Annotated in this window: 15 protein-coding genes; 11 read left to right on the plus strand and 4 right to left on the minus strand. The window is 35.2% G+C overall.

Annotated features, from left to right (window positions below; all coding sequences use genetic code 11):
- Window positions 1-67: 67 nt before the first annotated feature.
- From ACQV2X_RS06625 to ACQV2X_RS06635, 3 genes are all read right to left on the minus strand, one after another.
- The gene (locus ACQV2X_RS06625) at window positions 68-1678 is read right to left on the minus strand and encodes a hypothetical protein (RefSeq protein ID WP_428894360.1); all 1611 of its coding nucleotides are present in this window, start codon (window positions 1676-1678) and stop codon (window positions 68-70) included.
- Window positions 1671-2366, minus strand: coding sequence for an ATP-binding cassette domain-containing protein (locus tag ACQV2X_RS06630; protein ID WP_428893434.1), 696 nt, complete (start codon window positions 2364-2366; stop codon window positions 1671-1673). Before ACQV2X_RS06630 ends, ACQV2X_RS06625 begins: the two co-directional genes overlap by 8 nt.
- Before the next feature lie 228 nt (window positions 2367-2594).
- Window positions 2595-3182: a TetR/AcrR family transcriptional regulator C-terminal domain-containing protein gene (locus ACQV2X_RS06635; RefSeq protein ID WP_428874105.1), complete on the minus strand. Its 588-nt coding sequence runs from the start codon at window positions 3180-3182 to the stop codon at window positions 2595-2597.
- Between the two features lie 164 nt (window positions 3183-3346).
- On the opposite strand from ACQV2X_RS06635, the gene ACQV2X_RS06640 reads away from it, so the two are divergent.
- Window positions 3347-5410: an efflux RND transporter permease subunit gene (locus ACQV2X_RS06640; protein ID WP_428894361.1), complete on the plus strand. Its 2064-nt coding sequence runs from the start codon at window positions 3347-3349 to the stop codon at window positions 5408-5410.
- 2 nt (window positions 5411-5412) lie between these two features.
- Entirely contained in the window at window positions 5413-7413 is a 2001-nt protein-coding gene (locus tag ACQV2X_RS06645) for a hypothetical protein (RefSeq protein ID WP_428894362.1), read from the plus strand.
- A 176-nt stretch (window positions 7414-7589) separates the two neighbouring features.
- Here ACQV2X_RS06645 and ACQV2X_RS06650 read toward each other — a convergent pair whose 3' ends face one another.
- The gene (locus ACQV2X_RS06650) at window positions 7590-8186 is read right to left on the minus strand and encodes a hypothetical protein (protein WP_428876443.1); all 597 of its coding nucleotides are present in this window, start codon (window positions 8184-8186) and stop codon (window positions 7590-7592) included.
- A 178-nt stretch (window positions 8187-8364) separates the two neighbouring features.
- On the opposite strand from ACQV2X_RS06650, the gene ACQV2X_RS06655 reads away from it, so the two are divergent.
- The 9 genes from ACQV2X_RS06655 to ACQV2X_RS06695 all read left to right on the plus strand — a co-directional run bounded on the left by ACQV2X_RS06655 (window position 8365) and on the right by ACQV2X_RS06695 (window position 20094).
- Window positions 8365-9093: a LytR/AlgR family response regulator transcription factor gene (locus ACQV2X_RS06655; RefSeq protein ID WP_428874109.1), complete on the plus strand. Its 729-nt coding sequence runs from the start codon at window positions 8365-8367 to the stop codon at window positions 9091-9093.
- Complete coding sequence (locus ACQV2X_RS06660) at window positions 9086-9814, plus strand: sensor histidine kinase (RefSeq protein ID WP_428874110.1); 729 nt, start codon at window positions 9086-9088, stop codon at window positions 9812-9814. Before ACQV2X_RS06655 ends, ACQV2X_RS06660 begins: the two co-directional genes overlap by 8 nt.
- A gap of 76 nt (window positions 9815-9890) precedes the next feature.
- The gene (locus ACQV2X_RS06665; protein ID WP_428892001.1) at window positions 9891-11711 is read left to right on the plus strand and encodes an ABC transporter ATP-binding protein; all 1821 of its coding nucleotides are present in this window, start codon (window positions 9891-9893) and stop codon (window positions 11709-11711) included.
- Window positions 11711-13525 carry an ABC transporter ATP-binding protein gene (locus tag ACQV2X_RS06670; RefSeq protein WP_428874112.1) on the plus strand — a complete coding sequence of 605 codons (1815 nt, stop codon included), beginning with the start codon at window positions 11711-11713 and terminating at the stop codon, window positions 13523-13525. The genes ACQV2X_RS06665 and ACQV2X_RS06670 overlap by 1 nt, the downstream gene beginning before the upstream one ends.
- A gap of 492 nt (window positions 13526-14017) precedes the next feature.
- Window positions 14018-14260: a transporter substrate-binding domain-containing protein gene (locus tag ACQV2X_RS06675; RefSeq protein ID WP_428874120.1), complete on the plus strand. Its 243-nt coding sequence runs from the start codon at window positions 14018-14020 to the stop codon at window positions 14258-14260.
- 5 nt (window positions 14261-14265) lie between these two features.
- Window positions 14266-14502, plus strand: coding sequence for a hypothetical protein (locus tag ACQV2X_RS06680; protein WP_428894363.1), 237 nt, complete (start codon window positions 14266-14268; stop codon window positions 14500-14502).
- Window positions 14503-14731: 229 nt separating this feature from the next.
- Window positions 14732-15658: a DUF4767 domain-containing protein gene (locus tag ACQV2X_RS06685; protein WP_428894364.1), complete on the plus strand. Its 927-nt coding sequence runs from the start codon at window positions 14732-14734 to the stop codon at window positions 15656-15658.
- Between the two features lie 160 nt (window positions 15659-15818).
- A complete protein-coding gene (locus ACQV2X_RS06690; RefSeq protein ID WP_428894365.1) occupies window positions 15819-19505 on the plus strand; it encodes a CAP domain-containing protein in 3687 nt (1228 codons plus the stop codon).
- Window positions 19498-20094: a hypothetical protein gene (locus tag ACQV2X_RS06695; RefSeq protein ID WP_428894366.1), complete on the plus strand. Its 597-nt coding sequence runs from the start codon at window positions 19498-19500 to the stop codon at window positions 20092-20094. The genes ACQV2X_RS06690 and ACQV2X_RS06695 overlap by 8 nt, the downstream gene beginning before the upstream one ends.
- The last annotated feature ends 6 nt before the right edge of the window (window positions 20095-20100 follow it).

Below are 20100 nucleotides of genomic sequence, written 5' to 3' on the forward strand. Positions count from 1 at the left end.
TTAAACGGTCATTTTATCAGATGGAAATTATTGAAATGATAAATATTTTGCATATTCTTTTGCGTATTTATCTCAGTCTAAAACGTTTGGGTCCAAATAAATAGACGATCATTATACCCAAAACAACATACAAGATCACGAATAAGAAAAAGCCGAATACCAAATAGTGAGTATAGGAAGATAATCTAACCATACTAAAATACAAAATATAGAGGACAAAATTGAGAATTCCAGTATAGACAGGGTTTTTTACCTTCATTTGATTGGTAAAGGGTTGAAACATATAATAAGCAAAAAGAAAATGAAAGGTCATAAAGACATACCCACTGATTAAACTGGTGACCATCACTAAAACGCTTTGACTATCGAATAAATCCCAATGATAATAGGTGAATAATAGACCAATTAAAGCGACAATAAATTGTGGACGATTGTACTTAAGCAACTGTTTTGTTCTAAAAACAATAGCAGTAGTTATATTTTCTTTCGCTCGATAAAAATGAAAGCTTAACAGTTTACGGTCCATATAGTAAAAGCTTGTTTTGGTAAAAAACTCACCTAAATACATACTTCTAGCAAGCAGTAATAATATTAATGGAATAAATTGTGAGAGCCCTTTGACATCGGCAGGAGAGAGGGGAACAAAATACTTTACGACATTAAGCATAACAAGAGTGATGCCAATGAAGGCTAATCGAATCAGGATTTTCTTTTTAAAGACTGAACCAATTCGGTCATAAAAAATCTTGTTAATATAGATAATTCCTTGATCATCAGAATAATCATTCTTTCCTATTCGGATATCTTTATCTTCCACTTTTGCGGACTGGCTATCTATTTCATCAACGAATTGTTGGGACTCCAGTAAATCGTTAATACTTAAAGACTTCAAAATAAATTGTTCCAGATAAGTAGTTTTCAAAGTGAAAATAATGGTTAAAACGAGCATTAAAAGACCAGGGGCTAAAAAAATGACCGAGAAAAAGAAGGCATAGTTAAATCCTAAATCGATAAAAGTACCGACTATTGCCAAAAGAAAGCCTACTCCACAAGTGAAAAAAACTAGAAAATTAGCCACTTTTTTGCCGAGAGGATAATTGTTGCGACACAAGTAGAGAAAGATACTTCTAATAAATAATCTTAGTCCAATCGAAAAAATAACAAATGAAAAGCCTTCAAGTAAAGTGATCTTGAAAATAAAAGAAAAGAGGAACATCCCAATACTAAATCCGACGATTTTAGGTCCATACTTCAAAAGATCATTGGCGATAGAGTAAAATCTAGGATTCACTCTAAAGATCTTAATATGCATATATTTGTCTTCAGCGTTTTCAAAGGCGCTATAGATTTCAATCGCTACTGCCATCATTAGCATCACAATCGATAGATAAAAGGGTCCATAGCTCAAAAACATAATCTCTTCTGATTCGACATACTTATTCGAAAAAGTAGGAAGCAAAAGACCGATAAGCGCGATAAAAATTATATTTGTTACAATGGGTTTTATCATTTGAAAGATCACTGACAGGGGAGGTCCCCATTTAAGTAAGAATTTAGAGTGATATAACTTATTCGAAAAGATTTTTCCAATGAGAGGTATTCTTTGCAAATTAAAAATGAACCCATTGTAAAAACTAATCAGTTGGTATTGGATTAAAAAGGTTAATATTTTATTCACCTCCTTTGTCCTCCTTTAAAAGTTCGACAATTTTCGATTCAAAATCTTCATCTTTTTTTAGGTGTTCAAAGGGCATGCATTTTCCATCACTTAATATGACTATTTCATCACATAGTTCTTTGGCAAGTTCAAGCATATGCGTAGAGAGAATCAAAATATGTTCTTTTTTTAATTCTTTTAATATTTTCTTTATCTCAGCCGCCATTACAACATCGATGGAAGTCAGTGGTTCATCTAAAAGAATTATTTTTTGTTTTCCAATGATAATTGAGAGGAGCGAGAGTTTCGATTTCATCCCATGCGAATAGTCTTTGATTAAGCGGTGTCTGTCTTCTTCAGAGAACGCCATCAAATCCAGGTAATGATCGGGAGCTTGACCTTCTCCGTTTAAATCATTAAAAAACTTAACATACTCATAGCCTGTTAAGAAATCGGGCAAAAAATTTTCTGAAAATAGCATGCCAACCTGCTCATAGCTGATATCAGAAAGCCTTCCGTTTTCTTCAAGAAAAAAGAGACCACCACTTTGTTCTAGTTCACCATAAATAATATTGAAAAAGGTCGTTTTACCTGCTCCATTTTTCCCTAAAAGACCATATATTTTGCCTGCTTCAAACTCAAAGTTAACGTCTTTTAAGACTTGTGTTTCTTTAAAATCTTTTTTTAAGTGTTTTATTATTAACTTCATCCAATGGGCTCCTTACCTTTAATTAGTTTGAGTACTTTGTACCAGTAAAACTTAAGATAATAAAATCTTATCATACAAATTATTCATTAACGACTAAAAATTGAATGACAAAGGGGCTGATAACTGACGGTTTCGAGTATATTTCTGGCGAGTAAAGATCAAATAACTTTTATTAAGAAAACAAAGCCCCTGAGATCAGTCCAATCTGACTTCAGGGGTTTTTAATAGTTACTGATTAGCAAAGTGTTCATGTGTCCGTTCAAGATCAGGACGTATTCCTTCAAAGAGGGTAATAGAGATGTATTCAATATATTTTTCCTTATCTTTTTTATCCTTGTTGTGTGTCCAATTAGTCAGTAGGGAAGCAAAGGAATCGGTATAAAAGTCAATCAGGAAGTCCTTATAATCTTCAGGAATGACCATCTCTTTTGAAATGTCATCGACAATATTACGCATATTTTCAATGAAGTTATTATAGAAGAATTTTTTCAATTCATCTCTACCTAAGGCATTGATGGCTGAGCTAACTACGTGTTCATTTTCTTCCACATAGTTCATGGCAAAGCGCACCACTTCATCATATTCGGTAAAATAGTCATATTTTTGTATCGGTTCAATCGCTTCATCTTCAAACATCCAGTTGAGTAAATCGTAGATATTAGTAAAATGGTAATAAAATGTTTTGCGGTTGACGCCACAGTCTTCTACAATTTCACGAATCGATATCTTGTCTAAGGCTTTTTTATTCATTAGTTTCTTTAAAGAATCAGCTAAAGCTCTTTTCGTCATTGTTGTTGTAATTCGTTCTTTTTTCATACTTCCTCCTTGAATGAACAATCGGACAAATAATATAAAATGTCTAAAAATAGGCCAACTGTCCTTATATTGAACATTGTCTAATATATCTAGCTCTAATATACTCTAAAAGTAGTCGTTTAACAATCCTATTTAACGACAATATTTTTATTTAAGGAGGAAGTATGGAAAAAGTATTTAGAAAGATATTGCAGCATGACAAGCTTGTCTTGTTCTTTTTTATGATTGGATCTGTAATAAGTCTATTAAGTGTGCCTAGAGTACAGGTGAACTATGATATGAATGATTATCTTCCTTCAGACAGTCCTTCTACGCAAGCTTTATCAATGATGGATGAAGAGTTTGAAGGTCAAGTCCCTAATGCGCGTTTAATGCTAGAGAACCTAACCATTCCTCAAGCGTTAGCATTTAAGGATAAAATTAGTCAAATTAAAGGAGTGGATGAGGTCCTTTGGTTAGATGACACTGTTAACATAACGGAACCATTGGATCAATATGATCAAGAGCTTGTTGAGGCTTATTATAAAAACCAAAATGCATTGTATTCAATTACTATCGATGAAAGAGAGCGAATAAAAGCGGTTGATGCTCTGCGCGATTTGATAGGAAATAGGGGATATTTGGAGGGAGCGGCGGTTAACACGGCAGTTGCAGCTGAATCCACGGTTGAAGAAATCGGTAAAATCATTAAGGTTACGATTCCAGTTGTCTTAGTTATTTTATTAATTACGACCAATTATTGGTTTGAGCCCCTTATTTTATTGTTAACGATTGGGGTATCAATTCTTTTAAATGCTGGGTCAAACTTGCTTTTTGGTACCATTTCCTTTGTAACCAGCGGTGCTGGCAATATTTTGCTCTTAGCAGTATCGCTTGACTATTCGGTCTTTTTACTCCATCGTTTTGAAGAAAATCGGCAGCTAGGTATGGAAGCTGAGGCAGCGATGGTCAAAGCTTTAAGTCAATCACGTGGTTCGATCGCTTCTAGTGGCTTGACCACCGGCATTAGTTTTGCTGCATTGACCTTAATGCAATTTAAAATTGGCCCTGATTTAGGTATAGCCTTAGCTAAAGGGATTGTGATTAGCTTACTTACTGTTTTTATCTTATTACCAGTCTTGGTTATAAAAACCTACCGTTTAATGGAAAGGACGAAACATCAACCACTTCTACCACAATTTAGAAGATTAGGTAAGGGCGTTACTAAAATGATGTTTCCATTAGTAGTTGTTTTTGCTATTTTGGTAGTTCCTTCTTTTTTAGCGCAAAAGGAAAATAACTACTATTACGGCCCTGAACATATATTTGGACCAGAGACAAAACTGGGTCAAGATTCTGCGAAAATCAAGGAACACTTTGGTCAGTCCAATCGGATGGTTTTAATTGTACCTAAAGGTGAGCAGACTAAAGAAATCGCTCTGAGTAATCAGTTGAAAAAAATTCCTGAGGTCAAGGAGATCATTTCTTATGTAGATACCGTTGGGCCTGAAATCCCTAAAGAGTTTTTAGATGCAGAGACCCTAAAGCTATTAGAATCAGAAAACTATAGTCGAATGATTCTAACAGTTGATTCGGAATATGAAGGAGAAAAATCTTTTAACTTAGTTGAGGAAATACGTGAGGTAGCTGATAAATTCTACCCTCATCAAGCCCATTTGGCGGGAGAAAGTGCGAGTACTTACGACCTAATGGATACCATAACAAAGGATAACTTGAGCGTCAATTTGATCTCAACAGCTGCTGTATTCATTGTTTTAGCCATTAGTTTCAAATCAATAATTATTCCATTCATCTTGGTTTTATCCATCGAAACAGCTGTTTGGATTAACTTAGCCACTCCTTATTTCACTGATCAGGTTCTTTTTTATTTTTCATATTTACTTGTAGGAGCGATTCAATTGGGGGCTACTGTTGATTATGCCATATTGCTGGCAAGAAGATATTTAGAAAACCGTGAAAGGCTTGAGAGAAAAGCAGCCATTATCGAAACGATTTCTAATGTTACGGTTTCAATTATGACATCTGGATCTGCCATTGTTTTAGTAGGGTCACTACTTGGTTATATAACGACCCACGGCATTTTAATGCAATTAGGAAGGCTGCTAGCTAGGGGATCTGTCTTTTCTATTTTAATTGTCCTTTTTGTTTTACCTGGTTTGCTTTATTTATTTGACAAGCCGATTGAAAAATTAACTTATGGTTTAAAATTCGTGAAGGAGGAACACTAAATATGAAGACTCAATTAATCAATAAATTGGTAAGTGGAATAGTTATTATGAATATTTTAAGCAGCAGTTTACCCAATGTTTTGGCAAGGGAAGTGAATTTAGCTAAAGAGGAGGTTGTGTATGGACTGTTAAATTATGACGGAAGTCTTAATGATGCCTATATAGTTAATATTTTTGATCAGGAAGGGGATATTACCGATTACGGTGACTATACTGAGGTTAGAAATATGACATCGGAGACTGAGTTGAAGCTAAAGGAGGGAAAGGTCGACTTTACGAATGGTAAAGATAAGCTGTATTATGAAGGGAAATTAAATAATCAACAACTACCATGGGCAATTTCGATTAAGTATTTACTTAATCAACAAGAAGTAAGCGCTCAAGACTTGGTGGGTCAATCAGGCGATTTGGAAATACAATTAAGGATTAAAGAAAATGAACAAGTGGATCCTTTCTTTTTTAATAATTATGGTCTTCAGGCTACTTTAGTTTTTGATACTGAAAAAGTAAAAGCTATTCAAGCAGAAGAAGCAACTATCGCTAATGTGGGGAAAAACAAACAATTAACTTATACTGTTTTACCTAAACAAGGTGCCAATTTTTCAATCAAGGCTAAAGTAGAAAATTTTGAAATGGAGCCAATCGCTATTAATGGTATCAATATCAATTTGGGATTTGATTTGGAAGATGCCAACTTGCTTGAAAAAATTGAAGAATTACAAAGTGGTGTTAAGCAAATAGATGAGGGGGCAGGCGAATTAAAAGATGGAGCTTTGCAATTAAGTGAAGGGTCTGGTCAATTAGCAAGTGGTAGTCAGCGTTTAGAAGAAGGAGCTGTCAGGGTAAATAACGGAATTGTCACGCTAAAAAAAGGGATTGAGCAAATGCATGCCGGATTAGTGGAGCTCGATAGTCATTCCGAAGAATTGAGACAAGGTTCGGATCAATTTAAAGCACTAATCAATGCATCGAATGATCAATTAAGCTTGCTAGCAGAAAAGTTAGGTAAGCTGCAACAATTAAATCAAGCATCGATCGAAATCCAAGCCGGAATAGGGGAGTTAAATAGTGGGATTACCCAATTGAATCAAAGTGTAGGCTACCAGCAATATACAGCAGCTTTAGGTCAGAATGGTTTAGACATGCAGCAATTGCAAGCAGGCAATAATAATGGAATGCAAGCCGTAAACAATTTAAACCTATCCTTATCCAGTGTCGCTTCTCAAATCAGGGCTTCAGAAATTGAGAATAAGGAAGAGCTAGCTGCTCAGCTTGATCAAGTCATTGCTCAGACACAAGCAGCGAATTTGGAACAAGTACTTGCGGCTAACAATGCGATGATTGATGCCACAGCCCAATATTTAGAGACAGTTTCTAGCTCAACTATGCAACTACAAGCAGGTAGTCAAGAGTTGACGACTGCTTATTCAGACTTTCACGCAGCCATTCAAGCAATGGTTAGTACTTCAGATGAGCTAGTAGCTGAACTACCTAAATTAAGTAGCGGTGTGGAAGATTTGGCAGTTAAATATACTCAATTTGATCAAGGACTCGATGATTATACGGGATCTCTTGGAAAGCTTGTGTCCAGTCATCAAGCTATTTTAAATGGTATTAGAAGTTTAAGTGAGGGCAGCGCCTCATTAGTGGAAGGCAGTTCTTCATTAGACGCTAATTTGAATCGATTAGTTAACGCTTCTAATGATTTATATGAGGGCAGCGACAAACTAAAGCAAGGTTCTAATAAGTTTAAGAATAAAACAGCCGGCTTAGATCAAGAAGTAGAGCAAGAAATTGATGCGACTCTTTCTGAACTGACAGGAAATGCCAATCAACCGATTTCTTACGCTTCAAGCAAGAATGGAAAAATCAAGTCCGTGCAGTTTGTCTTGAAGACAGAAAAAATACAAGCAGACAAAGAAGAGCCAGAACTCGAGCGAGAAGAATCGCAACCTTCAGTCTGGGAAAAAATAAAAGATTTATTCCAAAAGAAAGAGGATTAAATAATTCATAAAATATTTATAGTTGTTGAATAATTAGTAGCCTAAAAGCAAAACAGTTCGAATAATCGCTTGAAGGGGTAACTGAGAAGAGGCGATTTGACAAAGATTTAATTTAAAAAATACTAAAACTATAAAAGAAGTTAGACTAAAGTGTCTAACTTTTTTTATAGGAGAGACTATTTTTTCTTAGCATTCAAGTCAATCGACCCAACTAAATAGGAGCGGCAATCAGGATTATTTGATAGCTTCATAATTTCATTATGCGCAAAGGATTGATTAAAATCGTACAGAAAGTCATTGTTTTTAGTTTTGTAGATATTCAATCCATAAAGTAATAAGAAGGGGTTGGGTTGTAAACTTTCCCCCTTAATCATCATTGTAAATAAAGTTAAATGAATAAATAGGTAGGCTAATACAGAAGGCCATGTGAATGACTGAATCATATAGACCGTCGTCACATTGGAAATCAAAAAAGAGACGGGTTGACCATTGATATCGGTGATTTTATCTTTGGTAAAGTCTTCTATATGATATTGGTCTTGCTGAATATAGGCTTTACGGGCGTATTGCTTTTTCAAATGGGCATAGAGCCATCTACTTAAAAGACCTAAAACGAATAGGACCACGAGGACAATCAATATAACATGAAAATGATTGAGCTTGTATTGATCAAAGTTACTATAGAGTATTTTTAACGTGAACAAAATAATTGATAGGGACATGGAGCTGATATAATAGATAATTTGATAAAGTCTTGGTAAGTCTTTTAACATACTATTCCTTTCTTTTGTCAAAGTAACGTACATAGTTAGTAAACCATAATATTTAATAAAATAAGAATGATATGCTTCAATCAAAACAATTACTGTTTAATTTTTAAATGTGTAATCGTTTTTAATATTTTTATGATTATTTGCTATAATAAGAGAAAAATGACGACGGAGGGTAGTTATGCGTATTGTTCAAATAGTCCTAGCAGAGGATGAAGCGATTCAACGAAAAAACATGACGCGGATGATTGAAGCAGCGTGTCAAACACTCCATATCAAGCCGATTATTACTTGTTATGAATCCGCCGAGGCTTTTTTATTTCATTTAGAAGACCATCAAGAATGGCAAATCGCTTTTCTCGATATTGAAATGGCTGAAATCAATGGCATGGAATTAGCCCATCAATTAAAAGAAAAGGCCCCTTATTTAAAAATTATTTTTGCTACGGCTTATGCGGAATATGCTGTGGAAGGCTACCAAGTAGATGCGCTAGATTTTTTGTTAAAGCCGATTAATACAACAGCAATAGAGCGAGCGCTTTCTAAATATCTGCTGATTCAACCGAAATCTGAACGTTTTCTGGTTGTTGAAGACCTGATAGGAAAGCAATATGTCTTGGAACTTGATGATTTGATCCTGGTTGAGGTTAATAAACGTGAGTTGCGGTTAGTGTTATTAGACCAAGAGCTTTTTATAACAGGGGCCTTAGCTCGTTTTAAAGAGGACTTAGACCAACGGTTTGTAGCACCACATCGTTCTTATTTAATTAATTTGAATCATGTTGAGAGTATTGGGAAAGAAGAAGTCATTCTTTCTTCTGGTGCAAAGGTTCCTCTCTCGCGTCGCTCAGTTAAGACAATTCAAAAGGCTTTTATCGAACATTATAAAGGAAGTGCCTTTTATGGTTAAAGCGTTAGTAAGTTTAGTGCTTTTTGTTTTATTGCTGAGTCTGTGGTATATCTACCGTTTAAGACTGGATTTGCGTTTTCATCAAATTCAGCAAAAGGAATTGGATGACTATGCACTGGAAGTCGAGTCAATCTACCGGCAGATGCGGGGTATCCGGCATGATTACCGCAATCATCTTCAAGTCATTCAAGCCTATTTAACCAGTCAAGACTATCAAGCCTTGGATCAGTATCTGCAAGAACTGACGAATGAAATGAATCAAGTGGATACGATTATTCGGACCGGAAATACCTTAATTGATGCCTTGGTTAATACCAAGTTGACTCGGGCTCAAGCAAAGGGAGTCGACGTTCATGCCAATGCAATCGCCCCTAAAAATCTAAGTATTCATTCGACGGATTTAGCCGTTATTTTAGGGAATTTATTAAACAATGCACTTGAAGCAACCATTCATGCAAAGGATAAGCAGCCGGCCTTTATCCGTTTATACATTGCCCCCTTAAAAAACACTTTTTATATCAGCGTTCAAAACTCCATGGCTCAAAGACCCAGACAGAACTTCTTATCTTTAAAAGCGCTCAACCGGCAAGGCTTTGGGTTAAAACGGATTGATGCGGCAGTCAATAAAAATCAAGGCATTGTTAATAGACAATGGGAAGAAGGGGTTTTTGCGACAGAAGTTACCTTGCCTTTGCAAAATGACCACTCATGTCAAAATTAGAACCATTGATGCACTTTCTGTTATGAAGGTGCATTTTCCTTCTATAATATTGTCAAGAAAAGGAGAGGTGATTGCAATGAGAGACCGCACCCATACTTTAAAATTTTTAGTCACTCGTTTGTGGCAATTTGATCAATGTTTTTTCTTTTATTATTTCCTCGATATTGTATTAAGAATTATGACCCCCCTTTATCAACTATTTGTATCGGTCCATCTTATTTCTATATTAATGAAAGAAAGTGACCTCTTATCCTTTTCAAAGCAAGTGTTAGGAGTCATCGGTGGATTAATTGTTTTGGAAGCTTTAAAAACATTTGTATTGACTACCATAGAAAAGCATAGAGTATCATTTCACATACATATGTTTAATGATGTTTTTGCAGAAAGAGCAAGATTGGATTATCCTCTGTTAGTCGGGTCAGATGCCGCTAAACTCTTTGATAATGCGTCACGGTGTTTAGACCATAGTGAGGAAGCATTGGGTGGTATCATTGCGAACTCTGCTGAAGTGATGATTGCCTTGCTATCCGTTTTAATCTACATCAATGTTTTAGCTCAACTGTCTAGTATCTTTCTCTTGTTACTGGTCGTGATGATCAGTGGCTTATTGGTAATCAAGCATTTCCAAAATAAATTATTAAAGGCTAATCGTCCCCTTCATGTCAAGAATAATACGAAGTTTAGCTATTTGAATCATACGATGGGAGATCAACGAGTGGCTAAAGATGTTCGACTCTATTCCATGAGCGCTTGGTTTAAGGACATTTTCGATCAACTTTGGGCAGACTATGAAAGGATTGTGCGCCCTGAGAATAAATGGAAACGGATTGAAGGGCTCTATGTAATGGGCATGCTAGTGATCATGATGGGCCTTGCATATCATCAAAGTGTGCAAGAGATTCGAGCAGGCCAAATGGAGCCGTCAAACTTTTTGATTTATGCGAGCTTGGTAACCATGATGGCAAGCAGTTTAACCAACTTTATTAATGCGAGCGCCACCTTTTTCTTACAAAATGAAAAGTTAATGGCTCTGTATTATTATTTTAACCAGAGACCCGTCTTGAACCACCAGCCGCACGAAGCAATACCACAAGAAATTAAAACAATCGAGTTTCGTAATGTGACCTACACTTATCCGAATGCGAACCGACCGATTATTAACAACTTCAATTTAAAGATTCATGCTAATGAAAAGCTAGCTATCGTGGGTGAAAATGGAGCAGGCAAAACCACTTTAATTAAATTAATGCTAGGACTTTTAAAACCCGATCATGGTGAAGTATTAATCAATGGCATTGATCGAAGTAAATTTGCTATTGAAGATTATTACCGCCTGTTTGCGCCTGTTTTTCAAGATAATTATCTTTTTACGTTTACGATCAAAGACACTATTCTTCAAGGATATGAGGAAGATGCGCTTCGTTACCACCAAGTGCTCAATCAAAGTGGTATGGCTAAAGTGGTGGCCAGTTTGCCTCAGGGCGATCAAACTGCCATTGTTCGTGAAGTAAATAGTGAAGGCATGCAGTTATCCGGTGGACAATTACAAAAATTAAAGTTAGCGCAAGCTTTATACAAAAAGGCTCCAATATTAGTGCTTGATGAGCCGACAGCGGCTCTTGACCCCATTAGTGAGAGTGAAGTCTATCAGAATTATTTAGCCTTTTCGAAAGGGAAGATCGCCCTGTTTATATCCCACCGTCTAGCCTCGACCCAATTTTGTGAGCGAATTATATATTTACATAAGGGGCAAGTAGCAGAAGAGGGAAGTCACAAAGACTTAATGCAAGAAAAGGGCGCTTATTATCATATGTTTGAAACGCAAGCTTATTATTATCGGGAGAAGATCACAGAGCCTGAGAGTGAAGAACTTAGTGAGCAAGGAGGATTAATCTAATGACCAAGCGCCAATTATTTCTAAGAACATTTAAAGATATCTGGCAATACGGTAAGCAAGGGCTTCTTTATAAGTTAGTAATCAGTATTTTTTCTAGTGCCATTCCTTTCTTAAATTTCATCTACATTGCTCAAATCCTAACTCATTTAGCAGCCAAAGATTTCGACCACGTCTATCAGCTAATTGCTCAATACCTCGTGCTCTTTTTAATTTTAAATGCACTGGTCCATTGGTTAAAACCAATGGTTGACAAAAAACATCAAGCCATACTGCGTAAAATAACGGCTTTACCTAACGAAAAATTACTGGTCATGAATTTCCACTATGCGGATGAGGCGACGATTAAGGAAAAAATCCACCAAATAAACCGTGATCAAATTCAAAATGCTTCCAGTTTCAAAGTTATTTATCATAACACTTACTTATTAGTGGAAGCTCTCGTTCAAATTGTTTTTGCCCTTATTCTTTTAACGCCTTTGTGGCAATTGGATAAAGGGTATCCTTTCAATTGGTTTCACCCCTATAGTTTAAATGGTATACTCATTGTTCTTATTATAGTAGTCATCACGCTTCAGACAATTTGGTCTCAAAAAACCATGCAAGGAGTAGACGAGTTATCCGGTTGGTTACTTAAGACGAATAATGCCTTTAATTATTTGGCTCATAACCTGAGTGAAGTAGAAGCTGGGAAAGAAGTGAGACTGTATCATTTACAAGATAAAATTAAACAGCATACGCAAAGGTATTTGGATGAATATAAGGTGTTTGAGAGAGTGTACTATGGAGGCTTTGGTAAAGTTCGCTTAATCAATAATGTGGGTTCACAACTTGTCACCGGAGCCATTTATTTATTAATTGGGGTACGTGTTATTTCTGGGAATTTATCGGTAGGCTTGGTTGTTCAAATGATTGGAGGGATCAACCAATTGATGGTGTCTTTGATTGAAGCCATGGCGTTTTTAAACATTTTTGCCCAAACAGCTCCCATGCAAAGGTACTATGAATTAATGGATTTACCTGATGAAGAAGCCAAAGGTTCTCTTCCGATTGAAAAAAGACTGGATAATGATTACCAATTGACTGTAAAGAACCTTTCTTTCACTTTCCCAGGTGCTGATCAAGCAACCTTACAGGGTATTACTGAAACGTTTGAAGTGGGCAAACACTATGCGATTGTTGGAGAGAATGGATCCGGTAAGACGACATTCATAAAAGTGTTGATGCGACTTTATGAACCCACTCAAGGAAAAGTTCTATTGAATAAAATTGATGCCGATAAATACGCTTTAAAAGAATTTTACCAATTATTCTCCGTGGTTTTTCAAGATTTCCGGTTGTTAGGACTTTCTATGGCAGAAAATATTGCAGTTCGACCAGATTATGATCGCCATCAAGTAAATAATGCGCTTAGAGAACTAGGTCTGAACGATTTTGTAGAAACGCTTGATAGAGGAATTGAAACATATTTAGGCACGGAGTATGATCCTGAGGGGGTCCATGTTTCTGGTGGGCAGGCTCAAAAAATTGCCATGGCCCGTGCCATATATAAAGATGCGCCAGTTTTTATTCTAGACGAGCCGACGGCAGCCTTAGATCCGGTGGCTGAATTTGAAATTTACCAAAATTTTTCCCAAATTGTAAGGGATAAAACAGCCTTCTATATTTCCCACCGTTTGTCTTCTTGCCGCTTTTGTGATGAAGTTCTCGTTTTTGATCGAGGACGAATTGTTCAAAGAGGCAGTCATGAAAACTTGGTTCACCAAGAAGGTAAATACAAGGAGTTGTGGCAAGCACAAGCACAGTATTATCAGTAAACAGTCACAGACATCTCTTGTTTTTGAGATGTCTGTAGTTGTATAGTTTTCGTTTTAAATAGTTGCCTTAAGTAACTCTTGTTCAGAATGATGGAAGGAAAATGCGTTGAAAAGTTTAGGCCCTGCACCCATCCAAACAGGATAGGAAGCACTATTAGCTGAAAATCGTTCATTGCTCAGAGCGAAGTTGATTTTTATTGGCCTGTTAAAGGTAAATTTATTTTTAATATCTAGTCGCTTAAATTTTTAATATAAAGAGAGTTTTAAGCAATATCATCATTTTAGTATTATAATATAATAACGTAAAACTTTTGATGCTGATTAAGATTCACTATGTAATTATAGGATAAGAAGTGATAATGTGAAAAAATTGTTCAACCACTGATAAAAAAGTGGCCGGTTTTAGCCACACTATTAATGAGTGTAATAATAAGTGGATTTACGGTTAATGCTCAAAATAAATAGCCATCCAACCAAGAAACCTATTCTATTATAACTGCTTCTGATTATGCACCTTTTGAATTTACCGATGATGAAGGTAATCTTAAAGGAATTGACATTGAAATTCTCGAAGCTATAGCTGATGAAGCCGGCTTCAAGATTGATTATAAAATTATGCCTTCTTCTGGCCTGCAAGCCTTAGAAAGTAATCAAGCAGATGGGATGATTGCTGCTATGGGTATAACTATGAAAGAAAAGAGACCTTTGATTTCTCAGACCTTTATTTTGAAGTAGGCTCGATGTTTACAGTGAAAGAAGATTCGAAGATGGTGGGCGATATTTTGGAAGTTATGCCAAATTTAGCAAATGATGGAATGACCATGGTGGTAACCCACGAGATAGGCTTTGCCCGCGAAGTGTCAGACCGAGTGATCTTCGTGGAAGAAGGCTATGTAATTGAAGATGCCGATACCAATCTAATTTTTAAACATCCTGCCGAAGCCAGAACCAAAGAGTTCTTGGATAAGGTACTTTAAGTGAATAAATTATTTCTCCTTGTATTTATGCAAGGAGAATTTTTTTGAGAATGTTTTATAAGCTACCAAACAATACATAAAATTATAAGGCATAAAAAATGGTCGTTTAGGTATTTTTTCTTGCAGTTGAAGTAAAGAACATAAATTTTAGTTTAATTGTCATATAATTATTATAAGATTTATTTAAAAACTGATAACTTAAGCATAAATATAATTTAGGAGGATTATGATGAAACTTAAAAGAATATTGATTCTATTATTATCTATCGCTCTATTTCATGCAAACTCTTTAATCGTATCAGCAGAATATTATAGTAGATCAAAAAGTTGGTATCATGCACTTGAAGAAGGCTTTAAAGAATGGGAAATCTTAATGAGACAAAGCTATATCTGTTATTACCCAGAAACAGAAAAAGAATTTGAACATGCTGGATATGATTTACAAGAACTATTAGAAAATATGACAATTGGTGGTCAAAAAGTTGAGATAGACTTATCAGATTCAGATGAAAGGAAAGCAGACAATCTCATACATAGTGTCTATAGTACCTATAATATAGAGAATCCAACCGCTCGCTTAATAACTTATTTAATTGTTGAACATGAAGGAGAAATTTTAACACTGGTTTCTGAAGATACAGATCCAAAATCAACAATAGATTTTCATGAAACAGCTAATCAAGAGTTATCAAACCTTGTTAAAGAGGTAGATAATAAGTATTTTAAAAACATTTCAAATGAAAAGACAGTAGAGATAAATTTAACGGATGATTTAATTGACTTGCTAGATAAAAGAGATGAAAATTATTCCCCTGAAGAATTCGAAATTTTTGTTCGTCAAAGTGGATTTTCTACTCCAAATGAGAATATGAAAGTAGATAATAAATATACATTTTCTAAAAAAGGAGCTGGTCACCCTTTCGTTGCTTACTTTGATCACCTTTCTAAAGGAGTTTATAAATACTCGGTAAGTCAAGGCGGTCCTTCTTTTGGAATGGACGCTTTCGCTGTAAACGATCAGATTATAGAAGTCTTATTTCACCGTGGTTCAGAAGGCACTATAAGAGTGTTGAGTCGGGAGAATTTTCGCTTGTTAGATGAATTTACTTTTTCTTATCAAGAATGGCAGGATTATCAAGATTACTTAAAAAACTAAAAACGACTAATATATAATTATTATTCGGGACAATATCTTTCACAAACTATTTGATAATGATACAATACTTTTGTTAAGATCATCACATGTTTCAGAAATTTATCGTTTCCTTTTATAAGCCATTTGAATTAGACACATTAGAGAACTTAGGGAGGGTATTATGGATATAAAAAAAGTGAGTATACTCACAATGTCACTATTATGCACGAGTATGGTACATCAGCGCTTGATAACAGTCTCTGCTCAAGAGGAATCTCCAATTAAAACAATCAGTCCTGAAGAAGTGAATGAAGTGAATGATTATAAGGAAGATGAGACGACAGCTAATGTAAAAGTTGAAAAAGCGGGAATTGAATCTGCTGACTCTGTGATAAATAGAGAAGAGGATGCTGGAAATTTTTCTGAAGTTGAAGGTGAAACGGCTATAAATGAGATGCTAGAATCTTCTGCGGAAGAAATAGGCGATGACCAAGCAGAAAAAAAATCTGTTGATGCTGATAAAGTTAATCCTGAGTCAAGGGTTATGACAAGTGAAGAAGCAGGAATCAGTAATGAAACTCAAGGAGGGTCTCCTACAGAAGAAGTGGAAGAGAATGAAAAATCAATTACTATCGCGGATGTCGAAGAGGCTATCAGTCAAGCGGTATTTGCCAAAGTCAATGAGCTGCGTGTAAAGAACGGTTTAAATCCTCTTCAGGAAGATTCAAGATTAAAAGAAGCGGCTAAGAAGCTTGTTAAAGAAAAGCCGATCGGTCAAGATTTTATTGCAGAGCATGGTGATACGCATGCCCTAGATACTGAGACTGCCAATCAGGCTGGGTATAATAGTGATTTTGTACCTGCTAACCATTTATATACAGAAGTTCGTTCTGAAGAGATTGAAAAGTTAGGCTTAGAAGGAATGGCTGCGAGATTTGTCAATAAGTGGTTCCTTGATCAAAGTAATCCTGATCTAGCTCACCGAAGACAAATGCTTATTAAAGAGTGGGATCATACGGGAGTTGGAGTACTCTTGAATCCCAAAACATTGATAGGTGAATTCAAACAAAGCTATATTAAAAGTAAGTTTGGCGATACTATTACTAGTGAAACGAAGTTGAACTTATATGATGGCTTTGAAATACATGTTTCGCAATTGTTCGGTAATTTAAAAAAGCAAGGTCAGTATACAGAAACTGAAAAACCTCTTTCTCTAGCAGACTATAGTGAGTATATCAGCGGTCAAATCGGACAGGAAGAATTCAACCCCCAAAACGGAAGCTATGTCACTTTGAGTCAAAGACAAGCCCAGGCGGAAATTCGCCGTCAGGAAAAAATTAATCAAGATAAGCAGGTTTCAGACAATCAAACAGACCCCTTTGTTCTGGTGAGCGATTATACCGAAGAAGAACTTCTAAGTCATTTAAATGCGATTCGCTCAGAAGTAAGTGAAGATCTTAGTGGAAGTGAATTAGAAGAGAGAGTGATTAGTCGCTTAAGCGATCAGTTTGATCAAACAAACTTTGCGGATCGAAAGATTATGGAAATTTATCATAATGATACCAAGTTAGGTAATTGGAAGCTAATTCAAGAAGGCACTCAATTATCATTAAGTCCGTATCAAGCAGATTCACATGCACTGACTATTTTAGATAAGGAATTCTCAGCCAACAAGGCCAACATCTTCCAAACGGAAGAAGAAGCGGTGGCTTTCGCAAAGAAAAAGATAAAAGGACATGAAGAAAATTATTACTTCACAATTGTGAAGATGCGTGATGGCAACTATTCAGCTTGGTTTCCAGAAAAATCAATATTAACAAATAAGGAAAAATTTGTGATTGAGCATACATATCTGTTTGAAGAAGACATGGATAATTTAATTTTTGATTTAAAAACAATTTTTAAGGATATAAATGTTGAAAAAATTTCCTTTGTAAATGAGTTTGCTACAGAAATTTTAGGAAAAAAAATATATTCATATAGGCTTCTTATTAATGATTCTACGCCAATGAAAGAATCAAATGAAACTAGTCTAAATATACCAGAACGTTATTTTGGAAAGGGATTATTACTTGAACATAATGGTAAAGCAAAAATACAAGATGATCTGAGAGAAATATCAGATTATTTAAATGTTCCATATGCAGAAGTTAAAGATTTACCATATGACAGAAAGTATTTAGGGGGAATAATTTCACCAGTAGAGCCATTTTATGAAGGAATGACCTATTTTGGATTTTTAACTGAGTCTTACTATATTTTTAAAAATTATGATGTCTACTATAGTGATACGGAAGTAATGAAAGATCCACCTGCTAACATTCCTGACAACTTAGCTGTGAAGAATGGTTATATAAATGGTTCAGGCTATCACTATTATTTTACCTATCCAAAATGGATTGAAGAAAAAATATATTATTCAGAAGAAGAGATTAAAGAAGCGATTAAGAGATTACCAAGAGGTTATAGCTATTCTATTCACGAAGTTCATCCTGAAGATTCAATGAATAAAGATGAAATAGAAGGCTATGAGATTGATGTTTGGGGTGTTCAAGATATAAATATCCCAACTATAATTGAACGACCGGATAAAGTGAATGCTTATGGCTTCAACTCTTTGGATGAAATTAAAAAGGATGTACTCAAATACATAGTAAGTGATAGGAGACAAACATACCGTTACGATATTTTCAAATTAGGTAATGTTTATACGGTTTCGTACCATAATAAATTGAGAGATGTAAAAGAAAATGAAAATTATTTCACTTCTTTTGACCAAGCTAAAACCTCAGCTGAAAAACATATTAAAAATAATCCAGAGAAATTTTATGATATATTCAAAGTGGATGAAACTTACGTGGTGCGTTATGGTGAGAACCGTCTAGATACAAGGTGGACACCTGACAGTATTCACTTTACTTCTATTGAAGAAGCGGAGAAGTTCGCAGCATATGTATCTATGCAAGTCCGTTCCTATGATTATGATATTAATCCTGATCGTAATGGTTTTTATAAGTTGAAAACCAACAGTATTCTCTTTTTTGATGATCAAGATGGTTTATATTTAATTCCAGAATATATTGCATCCGGGAACTCTGGTATTTTAGGTGATAATTACTTAACTAGCTCACATAATCTGACTGATATCTATCATCAGTTTAGAGTGAATATAGAAGTCCCTACAATTGATGAGCCGGCAGATGGATTGGGTCAACTAAACTCAGACGATCATTTCACTCCTATTCAAAAACCCTCTCAAGCAGGAAACAAAGTTAAATTACCTTTAACCCCAAAAGCACCTAGTTCAAACTCTGATATCAACCAAGGTGTTTCAGAGGGTATAAGCCCACAATGGCAGGATATTGTTCCAACTGTTTATGCTGAAGATTATTCAACTGTAAATTCAACTGACACTTTACAAAATGTCCTTCAACGAATTTGGCTTGTGTTACAAGGACAAGCTAAGAAAGAAGTTAAAGAAGGTCGGATTACAGATTTATTTGAAGTCTTAGAGAACTTAGCAGAAACTATTTATCAACAATTTGATTTGTTATTCCGAATAGAATTCATTTTTGAAGATGAAGCAGAGAAAGAGTTAAAAGAGCTTGCTCAAGTTGAAGTCATCCTTTTTGACGGACAAGAAGTAGATAAGCTCTATCGCTTTGATGAAGATAAGCAAGAAGTTAAAGAGACTTTAGATTTCAAAGTTGAAGAAAGACCATTGAACACTTTATCTGAAGAACAACAATTAGCCTTGACTGGCTACGTGACTGGAAATTCGGTAAGAATACTAACTTTTGAAATAAAAGAAGAAGGTAGTTTTGCAGTTGAGTTTAAGGATTTAAACCAGGATGAGGATAATGAGTAAAGCTAAATTACTTTTAATAATATTTTTATTTATAGCTTTTTTTCTAGAGAAGGCTGAGAGTGTTCACGCCGTTTCGAATGTTAGCAACCATCAATACTATATCGAAGTATCTAATCAACAATTAATTATAGAGACAGATTTGAATGGGATTTTAAATTTTGAAGTAGAGGAACGTTCAGCAGAAATGATTGATAATTTATATAATCTAGAAGATAGTCAGATAAAATATTATCAAATTGAAGCTGAAGATTGGCAGAAGAATCCTTTAGAAGAAATTGGACAATCAACACTCTATTTGAGTTCTGATAAGCCTCCTTATCAAATTGTTTACTTCGATACTGATCAAAGCAAGTGGTTTAATATTCCTTTTAGTTATCAAGATCAGACCATCATTTTCGGACTAGAAAAGAAGGGGCTTATCGGGATAGTGTTTAAAGAGGATAATAAACGAATAGGAATCAATCAGGAATATATCGATCCAGTCATTCATCGATCAGATATTAAATGGATCGTTTTGATTTTAATTCTAATAAGTTTGTATTTTATAGCTAGCTTTCAATTCCTCAAAATTCCTTGGCATTTCAAATAAAAAAGT

The sequence above is a fragment of the Facklamia sp. P12945 genome (assembly GCF_050409485.1).
Taxonomy (GTDB): domain Bacteria; phylum Bacillota; class Bacilli; order Lactobacillales; family Aerococcaceae; genus Facklamia.

Excerpts from the sequence above, each read along its gene's own strand:
- ACQV2X_RS06680 (WP_428894363.1), top strand. The coding sequence starts at position 14,266 with ATGTTTACAGTGAAAGAAGATTCGAAGATGGTGGGCGATATTTTGGAA.
- ACQV2X_RS06630 (WP_428893434.1), bottom strand. The coding sequence starts at position 2,366 with ATGAAGTTAATAATAAAACACTTAAAAAAAGATTTTAAAGAAACACAA.
- ACQV2X_RS06660 (WP_428874110.1), top strand. The coding sequence starts at position 9,086 with ATGGTTAAAGCGTTAGTAAGTTTAGTGCTTTTTGTTTTATTGCTGAGT.
- ACQV2X_RS06640 (WP_428894361.1), top strand. The coding sequence starts at position 3,347 with ATGGAAAAAGTATTTAGAAAGATATTGCAGCATGACAAGCTTGTCTTG.
- ACQV2X_RS06695 (WP_428894366.1), top strand. The coding sequence starts at position 19,498 with ATGAGTAAAGCTAAATTACTTTTAATAATATTTTTATTTATAGCTTTT.
- ACQV2X_RS06635 (WP_428874105.1), bottom strand. The coding sequence starts at position 3,182 with ATGAAAAAAGAACGAATTACAACAACAATGACGAAAAGAGCTTTAGCT.
- ACQV2X_RS06665 (WP_428892001.1), top strand. The coding sequence starts at position 9,891 with ATGAGAGACCGCACCCATACTTTAAAATTTTTAGTCACTCGTTTGTGG.
- ACQV2X_RS06685 (WP_428894364.1), top strand. The coding sequence starts at position 14,732 with ATGAAACTTAAAAGAATATTGATTCTATTATTATCTATCGCTCTATTT.
- ACQV2X_RS06655 (WP_428874109.1), top strand. The coding sequence starts at position 8,365 with ATGCGTATTGTTCAAATAGTCCTAGCAGAGGATGAAGCGATTCAACGA.
- ACQV2X_RS06670 (WP_428874112.1), top strand. The coding sequence starts at position 11,711 with ATGACCAAGCGCCAATTATTTCTAAGAACATTTAAAGATATCTGGCAA.
- ACQV2X_RS06650 (WP_428876443.1), bottom strand. The coding sequence starts at position 8,186 with ATGTTAAAAGACTTACCAAGACTTTATCAAATTATCTATTATATCAGC.
- ACQV2X_RS06645 (WP_428894362.1), top strand. The coding sequence starts at position 5,413 with ATGAAGACTCAATTAATCAATAAATTGGTAAGTGGAATAGTTATTATG.
- ACQV2X_RS06690 (WP_428894365.1), top strand. The coding sequence starts at position 15,819 with ATGGATATAAAAAAAGTGAGTATACTCACAATGTCACTATTATGCACG.